The organism is Leptolyngbya sp. FACHB-671 (assembly GCF_014695745.1).
GTDB lineage: Bacteria > Cyanobacteriota > Cyanobacteriia > Elainellales > Elainellaceae > JAAUTN01.
The window spans coordinates 1-14,768 of the sequence record NZ_JACJOV010000085.1 but is presented as its reverse complement, the minus strand read 5'-3'; the positions used below and the strand labels follow the sequence as shown (position 1 = coordinate 14,768).

Sequence of the window (14,768 nt, the reverse complement as noted above, 5' to 3'; positions counted from 1 at the left end):
GCTCTGTTCCACCCAACCTACAACTCTTTTCAACCTGTGTGAGCTGCGTAGGTTGGGTGAAGCGCAGCGGAACTCAACATCTTAGGACAGCCAGGCTATTACGCCAGCTAGCAGTCTTGCTGATTATTGGACGGTTTTTGAGGATTGGTTAAATAGCATTGCTCGTGATTTCTCCATATCAATCTGCTGGTTCTTGAATTCATTAGCTTTAGCGTAAGCACGAACGGTTGCAGGGCGAGACTGAATTGCCTCAAACCAGCGCTTGAGGTGAGGGAAGTCTTCCAAATTTTGTCTCTGATGCTCGTAGGGCACAATCCAGGGATAGGAAGCAATATCGGCGATCGAATAGTCTTCTCCAGTAAGAAAGGGGCGATCGCTCAACCGCTTATTCATCACCGCGTACAGCCGTCCTGTCTCATTTACATAGCGATCGATCGCATAGGGAATTTTCTCAGGCGCATACTGGACAAAGTGATGGTTTTGCCCAGCCATTGGACCCAAACCACCCATTTGCCAAAACAACCACTGAAACACTTCGGCCCGTCCACGCACTGTATCAGAGATCAGCTTGCCAACTTTGTCTGCTAGATACAGCAAAATTGCGCCAGATTCAAATATCGAAATGGGTTCTCCACCGTCCGCAGGCTCATGATCCACAATGGCTGGAATCCGATTGTTGGGGGCGATCGCCAAAAACTCAGGCTTAAACTGGTCGCCAGCGCCAATGTTAATCGGAGCGATCGTATACGGCAGCCCAACTTCCTCCAAAAACATGGTGACCTTGTGACCGTTGGGCGTTGTCCAGTAGTAAAGCGTCAGTGGTGGCATGAATCAGCTCCTGCTACGGTTCAATAGTTCAAAGTTCTCGAACAATCAAACTATAACGTTGTCCCACCCCATTAGAATTTTGCGAGAATCAGGAGTGATCCACTTCCGCAGAGAAGGGAAGCACCAGTTCAATTCTCTGCGTTGTGCAGATCTAGATGACTGACAGAACTTGTATGAGGAGGCTTTGTGCTGCAATATCAGCCGATCGGTTTTGGGCAGCAGGTGATCGACACTTCACTAGGTGTGATGGCATATTACACACCCGTTGGTGAACCCTGGCGAGATAGCTCAGATTCAGCCGATTTGCCGCCGCTAGTTTTCTTGCATAGTCTGGGTGGTGGGTCTTCCGCCTATGAGTGGTCAAAGGTTTATCCAGCCTTTGCCGCCACTCATCGGGTTATTGCACCTGACCTGATCGGCTGGGGACAATCCACCCATCCCATTCGCGATTATCGAGTAGAAGATTACCTGACCATTTTGACAGAATTTCTAGAGCGCACTAACAGCGTTCCGGCAACGGTTTTTGCTTCCTCGCTGACGGCTGCGATCGCCCTTCGCCTTTCCGTCCAGCGTCCAGACCTGTTCAAAATGCTGTTTCTAGTTTCTCCTTCTGGCTACAGCGACTTTGGCGCAAATTACAAACAAAGCATCCCTGCCCAGCTAGCCGGAACACCCGGACTCGATCGCCTGATTTACACTGTCGGAGCCGCCAACGAATTGGCCGTACGCAACTTCTTGCAGCAGTTTTTGTTTGCTGAGCGATCGCGTGTCACCGAGGAAATGGTTGCTGCCTATTTAGCATCTGCCCAACAGCTCAACGCGGAATACTCTGCCCTTGCCTCGCTTAAAGGTGATCTCTGCTTTGACCTCTCCCTCTACATGGAGCAGCTTAAAACCCCCACTGTGATCTTTTGGGGCGATCAATCTCGCTTTAGCAGCCTCTCCACTGGGCTCCGGCTAGCCAACCTCAATCCAGAGACAGTAGAAGCCTTTTGTGCGGTCGTCGGCGCTGGAGTCCTGCCTCATTTAGAATTGCCTGCTACGGTAATTGGGTTGATCCAGCATTATCTAGGGACTAGCCCCTAGCCCCTACAATTGTGAAAGACTTTCTCACAGTGGATTCAGATGGTATTCAAGGTTGGCTTGTTGGGATTAGGGACGGTTGGAACTGGAACAGCGCAAATTTTGCTTGATCCAGCGCAGCGACATCCTTTAGTACAAGAGCTAGAAATTTACCGAGTGGGGGTGCGATCGCCCGACAAAACTCGTTTGGTGGCTTTTTCCCCTGGCGTAGTCACCACTGACCTGGAAGCGATTGTCACCGATCCGGCTGTGGAAATTGTGGTGGAATTGCTGGGTGGGTTGGAACCGGCGCGATCGCTGATTTTGAAGGCGATCGCCAATGGCAAACACGTCGTCACCGCCAACAAAGCTGTAATTGCCCGCTTTGGAGAAGAAATTTTTGCCGCAGCCACCGAAGCAGGCGTGTACGTCTTGCTCGAAGCAGCAGTAGGCGGCGGCATTCCCGTAATCGAGCCACTGAAGCAATCGCTCTGCGCCAACCGCATCCATACGCTGATGGGCATCGTCAACGGCACGACCAACTACATCCTGACGCGGATGCAAACCGAGGGTGGCGACTTTGCCGAAATTCTTGCCGATGCCCAAAAGCTAGGTTACGCCGAAGCTGACCCTACCGCTGATGTAGATGGCTTTGACGCAGCTGACAAAATTGCAATTTTGGCATCTCTAGCCTTTGGCGGACGGATCAAGCTGCCAGAGGTTTATTGTGAAGGCATCCGTCAGGTCAGCGCTGCCGATATTGCCTATGCCGACAAGCTGGGTTTTGTGATCAAGTTGCTAGCTGTTGCCAAACGTGACACCTCACCTGGAACAAATCTGGCAGACCCGCCCGACCAGCTTCAGGTCAGGGTTCACCCGACGCTGATTCCCAAAACCCATCCCCTGGCTAGCGTCAATCAGGTTTACAACGCCATTCTGGTTGAGGGGGAACCAATCGGTCAGGTCATGTTCTTTGGCCCAGGTGCCGGAGCCGGACCAACAGCCAGTGCGGTTGTTTCTGACATTCTCAACATTGCCGCCATCCTCAAAGTTGGACGAGGCGCAGCTATAGACGGTCAACCACCTCAGCTTGACCCCCTGCTAGCCTGTTCCCATCAGCATTATTGTGCGATCGCCCCCATGTCTGAGCTAGTCACCCGCTTTTACGCGCGCTTTCTTACCCAAGATAGCTCTGGCGTAATCGGCAAATTGGGCACCTGTTTTGGCAATCACAGCGTCAGTTTAGAATCGGTTGTGCAAATTGGACTGCGAGACAACCAGGCTGAAATCGTTGTCGTCACACATCATGTGCGCGAGGGCAATTTCCATCAGGCGCTAGACGAAATTCGTACCTTTGAAGCGGTGAACAGCGTTGCTAGTTTGCTGCGGGTTCTGTAGCTTTTCTAAACCGAAGGATTGGTGTAGAACAAGCCGGATGTGTTGCAGCGATCGCATTCTGCAAAAAACTGAAGACCGCTTTTGCGAATCCTTTGCTTAGTGTGACAGGCTTGGCAAACGGATTGAATTGATGTGTTTGGCGAGCATTGCAGCAATTTATCTAAATCGCCAATACTTCAAGTGAAACTACGCTAACTACAGTGCCCAGATTTGTAGGGTGAATTGCGATCGCCTCCGTGTCACCAAATTTCTCTGACCAAGGGGTAATGAATTGTGCGTAATATAGTGCAACAATAGAGTTATAAACTTAATATAAATAGGAAAAGAATCATGGAAGATAAAAACTATTCCTGGAAAGGCAGTCCTAATGCTGGTTCTGTGTTGGCGATCTTGGCACTAATCTGCGGTGCAGCACTGGTACTGGCAGGGTTCAGCTAGAATGCCGGGTGCGTGCATCGCCCCCTTACTGACTACAAAACTGGCGATCGCCCACAGCTTGGGCAACATTAAGGTAACTTCGCTACAGCCAACCACAAATGCAAAAAACGGGGTGGAAGCTTTACCTCCACCCCGTTTTTACGTTTCAAGAAACTTACATCAAGCTTCTCATCAAGCTTCTAGCGCTGCAAATTTTGCTCTAATCTCTTCTACACGCTTGCGGTTTACGCCAAGGTCAGATTTTCCCAAACGGGAAGCGGAGCGGACGTGAATCACACTTTGGCTTTTGTCCAAGTAAAACTCAACATCATCAACAAAGCCCATTAAGGCAGTAGCGAACTCGCTATAGACATAATCGTCGGACTCACTCACGATCTTGGCCCGTGGCAGGTCTTGAATCACAGCTTTTAAGTTTGCTAAAGCCTGCTCTGGAGTTGAGCTGTAGGAAATCGGCTGAATGCTGTGTTCACTATCAGATGCAGGAGTCTGGCTGTTGACGCAGTTGGGGGTGTTGGGGCATTCCAGCAGTTTGCCTTCTTTTACACCTAAGTTAGTCGGGGGTGTTCCTGAAAACGAAAACAATGGTTTTTCTCCTGATGATGCGGTGGCAGATGCAAGGGTTACGGTTGAGGTGGTTTGGGCGATCGCAGGCATCTCCCCACTCATCCAGCACAAACTAGTCAGGAGCAAACCAAAAAAGAGCGCTAATCCTGATTTGAGCATAAGTTGCCTCTGCACTTTAGTATTCTACTTAATACTACTTAATACGGTCCTACACAAGACAGTTCTATGTCCAGAAGCAACAAGGGGCTTAGGCCCCTTGTTCTAGCGCGATGGCGATCGCCCAACTCAGGATTTACCTCAAATATTGCAACTCAAGTCGCCCGATCGCTGGCTGAAGCGCAGGTTTTCCCGATAGTCTACGGGGCAATCAATCACAGCAGGCACGTCTTGAGCCAAAGCTTCCTTGAGTTTGGGAATAAAGTCGGTGCTGGACTCAACCCGATAACCTTTCAAACCCATGCTCTCCGCCAGTTTGACAAAATCAGGATTGGTGAAGTGAACAAAGTTTGACTCACCATAGTGATTGAGTTGTTTCCACTCAATCAAGCCATAGCCACCATCGTTAAAGATAATCGTGACAAAGGGTGTGCCAACGCGTAGAGCAGTTTCTAGCTCCTGGCAGTTCATCATGAAGCCACCATCGCCCGTGACGGCAACAACCTTGCGATCGGGAGCAACTAACTTGGCAGCAACAGCTCCTGGAATAGCAATGCCCATTGCTGCAAAACCATTGGAAATCAGGCAGGTGTTGGGGCGATCGCAATGATAGTGACGCGCCATCCACATCTTGTGGGCACCCACATCCGAAATCACAATATCCTCTGGTCCCATCACCTGGCGCAAATCGTAAATCAGCTTTTGCGGCTTAATTGGGAACCCATCATCGTTAGAGTACTGTTTGTAATCATCGCGAATCTCATCTCCCAGGGTCAGCGCGTAGGGATCTGGTTTATCTTGGCGATCGCTGCGCTTAAAGATTTCATCCAGCGAGTCAGAAATATCTCCCACCACTTCAGCCGCCGGAATATAGCTACTGTCAATTTCGGCGGGAGTATCATCAATGTGGATAATCGGAATCTCGCCTGTAGGATTCCATCGCTTCGGGGAGTACTCAATCAGGTCATAGCCGATCGCAATCACCAGATCTGTGTTGTCAAACCCGCAACTAATATAATCCCGCTGCTGCAGCCCGACAGCCCAAAGAGCCAGAGGGTGCGTGTAGGGAATTACTCCTTTACCCATAAACGTATTGGCGACAGGAATATTAAGCCGGGTCGCAAACTCGGTCAGCGCTTCACTAGCATTAGCCCGAATCGCACCATTTCCGACTAGGATTAATGGATTTTTTGCCTGCGAAATCAGAGTGGCTGCTTTCTCAATGCTGTGAAAGGCTGCAAAGGTTTTTTCTCGTCCATCGGTTTTCAGCGGTCGTCCCACGGCTGGCATCGCGGCAATATTTTCCGGCAAGTCAATGTGTACGGCACCAGGTTTTTCGGTCTGAGCGACCTTAAAGGCTTTACGGACGATTTCTGGTGTGTTGCTAGGTCTGACGATCTGAGTATTCCACTTAGTGACCGGTGAGAACATTGCTACCAGGTCTAGATATTGGTGAGATTCAATGTGCATTCGGTCAGTGCCCACTTGTCCGGTAATCGCAACCAAGGGAGCGCGATCGAGATTGGCATCGGCAACGCCCGTCATCAGGTTGGTTGCACCTGGACCTAGCGTTGATAGACAAACTCCAGCCTTGCCAGTTAGCCGCCCGTAAACATCTGCCATAAACGCTGCACCCTGCTCGTGTCGAGTGGTGATGAAGCGGATTGAGGAGTTTTTGAGCGCCTGCAAAATTTGCAGGTTTTCTTCACCCGGCAAGCCGAAGATGTATTCAACGCCTTCATTTTCCAGGCATTGCACGAGTAATTCTGCTGTATTCATTTCACTCATGTTGATTTCCTTTGAACTGTAGATGGAGTGGGTGCAACGAGTGGGGGTGGAGTTATTTCATCCAAACAGTTTTGATATTGACGAATTCGTGAATACCCTGAATGCCGAGTTCGCGTCCGTAGCCTGACCGTTTGACACCCCCGAACGGCAATCGCGGATCGGATTTGACCATGCCGTTGATGAAGACGGCTCCGGCTTCTAGCTCTGTGGCAAGGCGATTGCCTTCTTCTTGTATTCCCGTCCAGGCACTTGCTCCTAACCCAAAGGGACTGCTATTTGCCAGGCGAATTGCAGCGTCAATGTCAGGCACACGAAATAGCAGCGCAACCGGGCCAAAAAATTCTTCATCATCGGCTGGGGTGCCCGGAGGAAAATCAGCCAGGATAGTAGGAGGATAAAAGTTTCCATGCTGAAACGCTACGACTGATCGGGTTAGCACGTCCTGGGGATTTCCGCCGATTAACGCTTTTGCGCCCTTCTCAATGCAGGTTTGCACTAGCTGATCCAAATCTTTGAGAATGCCAGGAGTTGCCAGCGGTCCAATGTCCGTTTCAGGATTCATTGGGTCGCCCACTTTCAAGGCAGCATATTTTGCCACCAGCTTTTCAGTGAATTCGTCGGCGATCGACTCCTGCACAATGAATCGTTTTGCCGCAATGCAGGACTGTCCACTGTTGATCATTCGGGCAGTTACAGCGGTAGAAACGGCTGTTTCTAAATCGGCACTTTCCAGCACGATGAACGGATCGCTGCCGCCCAATTCCAGCACCGTTTTCTTAATTAGCTTTCCGGCAAGGCTGGCAAGGCTAGCTCCAGCGGGTTCGCTACCGGTTAAAGTAGCCGCTTTCACCCGCTCATCGGTGACAATCTGAGCCACCTTATCAGAACCGACCAGCAGCGTTTGAAAGGCCCCAGTTGGGAAGCCTGCCTCTCGAAAGATTTCTTCAATCGCCAGGGCACATTGGGGCACATTAGAAGCGTGTTTTAACAACCCCACATTACCTGCCATCAAGGCAGGTGCCGCAAAGCGAAAAACTTGCCAAAACGGAAAATTCCAGGGCATCACGGCTAGCACCGCCCCGATCGGCTGATAGCTCACAAAACTGTGGCTCGCATCCGTTTCAATCGGGACGTTTGCTAAAAACTGAGCAGCATTTTCAGCGTAGTAGCGACAAACCCAGGCAGATTTTTCGGCTTCAGCGATCGCTGAAGCAATAGGCTTGCCTACTTCCAGTGCCATGATTTTGCCAAACTCCTCTCGCCGATCAACCAGCAGTTTTGCCGCTGCATTTATCCATTCAGCTTTTTGGGCGATCGGAATATGGCGATAGTGCTCAAACGTCTTTTGCGCCTGATCTAGCTTCTGAGCAATTTCCTGATCATTGAGCGGCTCAAAGTTTTTTAGTATCTCTCCTGTTGCTGGGTTAACTGTGGCGATACCCATACCCTCATCTCCTGATTCACTAAAAGGCTGAGGTTTGGCCGTTTTCGCGGAAAAATGCCAAATCTCACCCGAATAGTTCTAGGGTAGCCATTGTTAAATGGACGGGGCATGGATTGTTTGCCATTCGTTATTTGTCACTTACAGAACTTATGTAAACGGAACATAAATCAAGCAAACTTTACCCTAATGCAGGGTTTATACAAACTAAAAATCAACTAGGAAATTTCGGGTAGTGGCGATTCGCGAATCGCCCCTTGTATCTTTCAGAGGTAGTTTAAACAATTACCAATCCATAGATCTTCTGCATGAGCCACTCTTTAAAGCGTGAATGGTAGCGAGGCTCCGCCTCGCTACCATTCACAGAGATCTAAATAAACTAGTTCCGAATTGGTCCGTTGTAATCCACAGTGATAACCCAGCCATTGCTGTTAACCGTAACGACGCTTTCGGTCGTGTAATTGGACGAACCGGGCGCGCCACCTCTGAAGGTAAATGTCCAGCTTCCGTCAGAGTTTTCGACATAAGGTGCGTCAGTAGATGGACCATGCATCGATGGCTCAGCTCGATATTGGTTCAGTCCACCATTTGCCCGCTCAGCCGCCTGACGCGCCAGGTTTTTTGCTCGGTTGAGGTCAAAGTTGACCACTGGAGGAGTACTCGTCTGAGCCAGCCTATAGGAATCTGAGCGAGTCTGAGCTTCAGCCGAAAGAGCGCTCAAGGTTAAAGTCGCTAGGGCGATCGCACACAACACACGAATTCGTTTCATAAGGTTCCGTTTCAGCGCTAAACGCAGTCCAAATCTATGTCCGATGAGAATATGGATACATTAGCTGCTGGTGTAGTTCCAGTAACGCCCCCATCTCTACTCCGTCCAAGGCGTTCCATTATCCCAAGGGGCGATCGCAAACCCCTTCTCCTTGCTTCTTGCTTCTACCTCAGCTTTATATTGAGTTGCGACAAACAAAAGCACGCCTCCCTCACTGCCATCACCGCAATTGAGAGCAGCGGCGATCGCCGCCGCAGGCTGCAAGTGGTAGCTATCCCAACCAAATTCAGGGTAGGTGTCTTGCACAATCAACAGGGAGCGAGCAGTTCCATGAATCTTGCCTGCCAGTACTACAAAGTGTCCAACGTTCCAGTCGGCTGAGGGGGGTTGAATGTCAACGCCTTGAAGGTAGGCGATCGCATCTCCAAGTGGCAGAGCCGACCCCCACAAGTGCCCTGTTCGCAGGTTACAGATCGGCACTGCGACCCAGTCAGGGTTTTCCTGGCAGAGCAAAATCAACGCTTCTACCTGGTTTTCTGACCAGTCTGCTTTAAGCGGAATCAGGCTGAACTTTTCTCTAGAGACGCTAGAAACTGCTTCGATTAACCCTGCGGCTGCAGTTCCCGCGTCCTGAATGCAGTCCGTTTGAGGTAAAGCAACACCGTAGTCATAGCGGGGACGCACGCCTTTGGGCACCCAGGTGAGCGGGTCACCCATTGGCAGCACAGAACCTGCAAGCGAAGCAGCCTGCTCTGTACTGATGCTCAACTTGGCATACACCCGCAGCAACAGTGCCGCCCAGTAAGGTCCGCAAAGATTATCGTGTTGTTGCCCTGCCAGTCGATGGGCCTGCACAATCTGCGACACGCCTGGCAGCAGATTTAACGATGCCGCCAACCCCCGCAAAATTTCCATCTCCCCCCTAATTCCTAACCCCCGATCCCTAAAATCTCTGCCCTACATAAACCGATCGCACTTCTCCATTCCGCCGAATCAACGCCTCTTCGTTTTGCACAGAAACTAGCGTCCAGCCGCTTGAGCCAATGCTTTCACCGACATAGATGCGTTGAGGCGTACCGTTGACCTCAAATAAAGCAGCAGAGCGATCGCCTAATTCCAACAGTCCTACCAGGGTGTAATTCAAAGTTGGGGCAATATTGGGTGCGGTCGCCACCGCAGCAGGAGCAGAAGCAGCGGGAGCAGCGGGCACTGCAGGCTGAATGGGTGGAACAACTTGACTAGGCTGAGTCGGTTGAGCAGGCTGGGCGGGCTGAGCGGGCTGTCCTAATCCTGGAAAAGATAGATTTTGAGGCGGTTGGTAGACCGGAACAAAAACTCGCTCTGGGACCGAAGCCTGAGCGGGCTGACTGCTGCTAGTAGGACTAGTGGCAGCAGGAGGAGCCGGAATCTCGGCAGTGGTAGATGAGTTGTTGGCGGTGGCTCTGCGATCGATTACATCCAGCGATCGCTCCATATAGTCTAAAAATTCGGCATCGGATTGAGAAAGCTGATCAACAGCTACAGAGTTTTGAGGAGCGAGTGCAGGCTGCCATTTCCCCTGAAGCATTATTCCTAAAAGGGCAGTCAACACCAGAGAGGCACAGGCTGAAATTAACAAAAGCTGGTCGAGCGATTTGCCAAATCCATAGCGCTTATCCGCCTGGCTCTCTGACGGCAGCAATTCCAAATCTGCCTCTAGCTGCTCCAGTTGGTCGGCTTCTACTTGACGGTGCGGCACCAGCACCGACGGCAACCCCATCTCTGGCACCGTGATCGGCTGGAGTGCTACATATTCTGGGTTGTCTGTCTCAGGCGGCATCTTAACCCCTTTCTCCAGGATGTGATCGACCTCCTCAAACAGCTCGTCCATCAGGTCATCAGCGTAAGTGTCAATCGAGAAAGTGCTGGGTTCAGCCACTGGAATATCTTCATTCCAGTTAGAGGGTTTTGGTTGTCCTGAAGCTTCCAGGAGGGGTTGGTTGATGCTGGGATCTTGAGACATAAACGTTCTACAGAATGGCTATGGATGTTAACTGCAAGAGTTAACCCTTTCAAAAAGCTGACACTTGTCGAGCTGGACTGGGGCTAATCCAAACTATTGTTAAGCTACACACACTAGAGGACTTACAACCTACCAACAACAGACGATGAGTGCAACCTTGTGCCTGACACGTTTGCTGCGAATAAACACCCTGAACCAATAGAACGATCGCCTTGCACAGTTGTGACATTCAGATAGAACTCTTGGTTTATCCCAAGGGTTATCTGCCAATGCCATGACTATACCCAGGATTGGGCTACAAACTAGCACTTTCAAACATCCTCTAGAGATTAACCTCTAGGGTTTGAATGACTAGAATTTAGCAGAAGATCGGGCAAAATGCCGCTTTTTTAACTAAATTCAGACCTATAGATTCAGACCTACAGACAAACAATCACCCAGGTTCATGACCTTACCAGATTCAGTGCTTGATTCAAGTTGTCTAGCCTGGACTGGAGCAGACTGAGCTGGTGACGCTGGTGGGATAAATCAGGGACGGGAGCGGATTCTGGAGCGATCGCCATCTCAATTGCAGCGTTTGCAGCAATTTCGTATTGCTGAAGGGCAGTTAAGGCAAGGCTGCTAAAGCGGCTCAGGTAATCCTTGGCTGCATTGCCATAAAGCTGATTGATCTGAGTTATGTAATCTTCCACAGAGTCAGATGGGCGGACTGGCTGTGGTTGATTTGCATCCGTTTGATTGGTTTGATTAATCAGATAGCTAGCTCCACCAAAAACGGCTGCACCAATTGGTCCACCCAATACCCAACCGAGTCCCGTAGCGATCGCCACAGGTGCTACATCCCCTTTCTGCCTGGGTGCGTTTGCGTCGGATTGAGGGGAATCGGGCAAAATCACCTCCGGCTCCTCTGGAAAAGCAAACCACAGGTCAGCAGGGCGCGGACGATCAAAGAAATCACAGGCTTTGTAAACCCACTCCACCACAGATTTCTTTTTGGCGACCCAATCTGGCTTCAGGACAGCCGATTCCCAGTCTTTAAACTCAAACTGCTGCAAGGCTGTCGTCGCCCCAAACTGATACTGGTTAAGCAGATTGGGCAGTGCAAGCCAATCCTGGACAGCAGACAAGCTGCTAGAAAAACCTTGTTTAATTAACTTTTGGGCTTTTTGCTTGATTTGCGTCTTTTGGTCAACCGTTGCAGAAGTTGAATGCATTTTGGCGCTGATTTCAGCCGTGATGGACTCTATCTGCTGGTGCAAGGCTTGCTGAACCTGAGGAGCGATCGCCAGCAGTCGAGGCAAACGAGTCTGGAGTGGTTGCTCCTGATGGAACTGGGCGATCGCCTGAAGCGCGGTCTCAAATGCAGGCAATCCTGCTGTCTGTGCAGCAGTCATATCTCCTTTCAAACGAGCCCGTAGAGCAGGCAGAGCATCAACCCTGTAAAGGTTGCTGATGCCAGCAGGCAGTTTTGACCGAAAGCTTTCCGCCACAAAGCGCATCCGGCGAGATACCTGCTGCTGGTCATCTGGCTCCATCAGGTTGAGGAAATTGACCACAAACACAACCGTCTCAATGCCGCGATCGAGCAGCCAGTCCCGGAGGTTTTCCCGTTCGCCTAGCGTCATCAGTTTGCGACCATCCAGCACTTGCACCACCAGATCCGCCGTCAAAAGCTGATCGCGCACCAGTGCATCCTGTGCCTCCCGGTCATTAGTTCCCGGTAAATCTAGCAGTTCCACTCCCGTTTGTAGGAAGGGATGCGGACAAAATACCTCAACAGCAACCACATCGTCTCGCATTCGGCGGTTGTCATCGAGAATGGCAAACCGTTTCAGCACCTCCGTACCCGTTTCCTGAATTTCTGAGCCGTCCGATAGCCTGATCCGAGTTTGCAATTCAGTGCCATAGCGAACAGCGATCGCCGCTCCCGTTGTCGGAATCAGGTCAATCGGCAGCGTCCGCTCTCCCAACAAAGCATTCAACAGCGTCGATTTGCCGTAGTTAAACGGTCCAAAAACTGCGATGCGAAAGGTGGGATGGGTGAGGCGATCGCACACGTTCAACACATCTTGTCGCAATCCCGTTTGTGCATCCAGCAAACCCACCGCCGCTCGCAGATGATCCAACAGATTCTCTATGACACTTTGATCCGGTGGTTCCATGCTGCTTCCTTTCAAGCTCGTTTCTAAGATAGCAGTGCTTAACCGACAGATCTGGAATGCGATCGCAGCCTTTAGCGTGTTGCTACTGCGTCAAGCTATCTCCCGTACTGGGGTCAAACACGAAAAGCTGATCCAGGTCAAGCCGCAGCGAAAGGCGATCGCCTGGATGAGGAGGTTGCATTGGATTCACCTGTAGATTGAGCGTCGGGGCAGATCCTCTCTCAACAGGCAAAACAGTTCGGATCAAGATCTCTCGTCCTAAAGGCTCCACGACACTCACTTCTGCCATCAGGTGACCCCTGTTTGACTCAGACAAGTTTGACTCAGACGGGTCTAGCTCAGACACGATTTGAAGATGCTCAGGACGAATACCCAGGTTATATCGCTGTCCGGCAATAAGGTTAACCTGCTGGCGGAGGCGATCGGGACAGGGTAAGGGCTGTCCTTCAACTTGAAAATGAGTGCCATCATACGTGGCGTGCAGCAAATTCATCGGTGGGTTGCCTACAAACGTAGCTACCATTTGGTTTGCAGGCTTGGCATAAAGGGTTTGAGGATCGCTGATCTGCTGAATTTTGCCGCGATTGAGGACAACGATCTGGTCGGCTAGCGTCATTGCCTCCACCTGATCGTGAGTCACATAGATTGTGGTAACACCAAGACGCTGATGAAGCTGCTTTAACTCGGCGCGAGTATCGTCTCGCAGTTGTGCATCCAGGTTAGACAGAGGTTCATCAAGCAAAAACACTTGAGGTTGACGGGCGATCGCTCGACCCAAAGCAACGCGCTGCTGCTGCCCCCCCGATAGCTGTCGGGGTTTGCGCGCCAAAAGGTGAGTGATATCGAGCGATCGCGCTACCGCCTCCACTCTAGACTGAATCGTGGTTGCATCCGAGCGCCGCATCCGTAGCCCAAACGCCAAATTTTCGGCAACCGTCATGTGTGGATAAAGCGCATAGTTTTGAAACACCATCGCTACATCCCGCTCTCGTGCTGGAACCTGGTTGACCAGGCGATCGCCAATGTAAAGCTTGCCCGAAGTCGCGTTGTCCAGTCCAGCGATCGTTCGGAGAATCGTTGACTTACCGCAGCCCGACGGCCCAACCAAAACCCAAAACTGCCCATCTGGAACTTCAAATGTGATGTCTTCGACGGCAGCGACAGCATTAAACTGTCGGGTAATTTTCTCTAGATAAACTCTAGCCACCGCATTTATCCCACAACGTCAGTTAGGTTTGGCATCACTGGTAGGTAGAAACTTGAGCGTAAAGGCTACAAATTCTCGCCACACGCAAAACCTCAGCTTCAATTGTGACAGCCTTTTGAATTTTGGCATCCCCAACAAAATTTATTTGTGCCTAACGCAGAACCCGTGCTATATTAATTAACTGTTCGGACGCATAGCTCAGTTGGTTAGAGCACTACGTTGACATCGTAGGGGTCGGTGGTTCGAGTCCACTTGTGTCCATCAAAAATGTACAGTGACACATTATTGTCGTCGAAAGCACAAGTGTACAGTGACACATTATTTGTCGCTGGTGACAGATTAATGTCGTTGTAACAAGTTAGTGTCGCTGAGTTGCTAGTGACAAATTAATGTCGCTGAATCTAGTCCTTAAGGACACAACTGGACTCGCTTTCAACCCACTTCAAAAAGTATCTCTGAGACTATTGTCTCTACTTCTTCATTGCTTGCCTTTCAACCTGCCCCAATTCGGACAGGTAACTGCAACGATCGGGGAAGCCCGATAATCACCGTCAGTTTAGGTCTTTCAACCTGCCCCAATTCGGACAGGTGATTGCAACGCTAGCTAATTTTGAGGAAACCGAAGTTTTTGTGTCTTTCAACCTGCCCCAATTCGGACAGGTGATTGCAACCCCTCCATTGCTCCTGCATGTCTCTTGTGCAATGGCTTTCAACCTGCCCCAATTCGGACAGGTAATTGCAACATAAACCACATTATTTTTGCTGTGATTTTCGAGTACCTTTCAACCTGCCCCAATTCGGACAGGTGATTGCAACGGTGCTTCTCCAAGAGACTGATACGGAATCCGGATGGTAGAGTGACACTAATTTATTCCTCCTTCCACCAATGAAAAAGTGTGTGTCCACGAATGGTGTCTGGCATGGCTGAAAGAGTAAGACAACGAGAAGCTAAC

Annotated in this window: 11 protein-coding genes and 1 tRNA gene; 3 read left to right on the top strand and 9 right to left on the bottom strand. The window is 50.5% G+C overall.

The features are described from left to right. Positions 1-123: 123 nt before the first annotated feature. Positions 124-828, bottom strand: coding sequence for a glutathione binding-like protein (locus tag H6F93_RS11035; RefSeq protein ID WP_190680646.1), 705 nt, complete (start codon positions 826-828; stop codon positions 124-126). Positions 829-1,014: 186 nt separating this feature from the next. Between H6F93_RS11035 and H6F93_RS11030 the strand changes: the two genes are divergently transcribed. Both H6F93_RS11030 and H6F93_RS11025 read left to right on the top strand, forming a co-directional pair. Next, positions 1,015-1,914 carry an alpha/beta fold hydrolase gene (locus H6F93_RS11030; protein ID WP_190680645.1) on the top strand — a complete coding sequence of 300 codons (900 nt, stop codon included), beginning with the start codon at positions 1,015-1,017 and terminating at the stop codon, positions 1,912-1,914. 39 nt (positions 1,915-1,953) lie between these two features. Beyond that, a complete protein-coding gene (locus tag H6F93_RS11025; RefSeq protein WP_190680643.1) occupies positions 1,954-3,288 on the top strand; it encodes a homoserine dehydrogenase in 1,335 nt (444 codons plus the stop codon). A gap of 609 nt (positions 3,289-3,897) precedes the next feature. Here the strand turns inward: H6F93_RS11025 and H6F93_RS11020 are convergent. The 8 genes from H6F93_RS11020 to H6F93_RS10985 all read right to left on the bottom strand — a co-directional run bounded on the left by H6F93_RS11020 (position 3,898) and on the right by H6F93_RS10985 (position 13,815). After that, on the bottom strand, positions 3,898-4,449 hold the full coding sequence (locus H6F93_RS11020; protein ID WP_242043399.1) for a DUF1499 domain-containing protein: 552 nt from the start codon (positions 4,447-4,449) through the stop codon (positions 3,898-3,900). A 138-nt stretch (positions 4,450-4,587) separates the two neighbouring features. After that, positions 4,588-6,234 (bottom strand): acetolactate synthase large subunit, encoded by a 1,647-nt coding sequence (locus H6F93_RS11015; RefSeq protein WP_206755722.1) that lies wholly within the window; start codon positions 6,232-6,234, stop codon positions 4,588-4,590. 52 nt (positions 6,235-6,286) lie between these two features. Beyond that, positions 6,287-7,678, bottom strand: a complete 1,392-nt coding sequence (locus H6F93_RS11010) for an NAD-dependent succinate-semialdehyde dehydrogenase (RefSeq protein WP_190680641.1) — start codon at positions 7,676-7,678, stop codon at positions 6,287-6,289. 376 nt (positions 7,679-8,054) lie between these two features. Continuing rightward, positions 8,055-8,444 (bottom strand): hypothetical protein, encoded by a 390-nt coding sequence (locus H6F93_RS11005; RefSeq protein ID WP_190680639.1) that lies wholly within the window; start codon positions 8,442-8,444, stop codon positions 8,055-8,057. Positions 8,445-8,540: 96 nt separating this feature from the next. Then, complete coding sequence (locus H6F93_RS11000; protein ID WP_190680637.1) at positions 8,541-9,359, bottom strand: DUF6885 family protein; 819 nt, start codon at positions 9,357-9,359, stop codon at positions 8,541-8,543. 28 nt (positions 9,360-9,387) lie between these two features. Continuing rightward, on the bottom strand, positions 9,388-10,446 hold the full coding sequence (locus H6F93_RS10995) for a hypothetical protein (protein ID WP_190680635.1): 1,059 nt from the start codon (positions 10,444-10,446) through the stop codon (positions 9,388-9,390). Positions 10,447-10,889: 443 nt separating this feature from the next. Continuing rightward, on the bottom strand, positions 10,890-12,608 hold the full coding sequence (locus tag H6F93_RS10990; RefSeq protein WP_190680633.1) for a dynamin family protein: 1,719 nt from the start codon (positions 12,606-12,608) through the stop codon (positions 10,890-10,892). A gap of 82 nt (positions 12,609-12,690) precedes the next feature. Then, positions 12,691-13,815: a sn-glycerol-3-phosphate ABC transporter ATP-binding protein UgpC gene (locus tag H6F93_RS10985; protein ID WP_190680630.1), complete on the bottom strand. Its 1,125-nt coding sequence runs from the start codon at positions 13,813-13,815 to the stop codon at positions 12,691-12,693. Between the two features lie 187 nt (positions 13,816-14,002). Here H6F93_RS10985 and H6F93_RS10980 point away from each other — a divergent pair. Then, positions 14,003-14,076: transfer RNA gene (locus tag H6F93_RS10980), tRNA-Val, on the top strand. Positions 14,077-14,768: the final 692 nt, after the last annotated feature.

Excerpts from the sequence above, each read along its gene's own strand:
- H6F93_RS11035 (WP_190680646.1), bottom strand. The coding sequence starts at position 828 with ATGCCACCACTGACGCTTTACTACTGGACAACGCCCAACGGTCACAAG.
- H6F93_RS11025 (WP_190680643.1), top strand. The coding sequence starts at position 1,954 with ATGGTATTCAAGGTTGGCTTGTTGGGATTAGGGACGGTTGGAACTGGA.
- H6F93_RS11020 (WP_242043399.1), bottom strand. The coding sequence starts at position 4,449 with ATGCTCAAATCAGGATTAGCGCTCTTTTTTGGTTTGCTCCTGACTAGT.
- H6F93_RS11015 (WP_206755722.1), bottom strand. The coding sequence starts at position 6,234 with ATGAGTGAAATGAATACAGCAGAATTACTCGTGCAATGCCTGGAAAAT.
- H6F93_RS11010 (WP_190680641.1), bottom strand. The coding sequence starts at position 7,678 with ATGGGTATCGCCACAGTTAACCCAGCAACAGGAGAGATACTAAAAAAC.
- H6F93_RS11005 (WP_190680639.1), bottom strand. The coding sequence starts at position 8,444 with ATGAAACGAATTCGTGTGTTGTGTGCGATCGCCCTAGCGACTTTAACC.
- H6F93_RS11000 (WP_190680637.1), bottom strand. The coding sequence starts at position 9,359 with ATGGAAATTTTGCGGGGGTTGGCGGCATCGTTAAATCTGCTGCCAGGC.
- H6F93_RS10995 (WP_190680635.1), bottom strand. The coding sequence starts at position 10,446 with ATGTCTCAAGATCCCAGCATCAACCAACCCCTCCTGGAAGCTTCAGGA.
- H6F93_RS10990 (WP_190680633.1), bottom strand. The coding sequence starts at position 12,608 with ATGGAACCACCGGATCAAAGTGTCATAGAGAATCTGTTGGATCATCTG.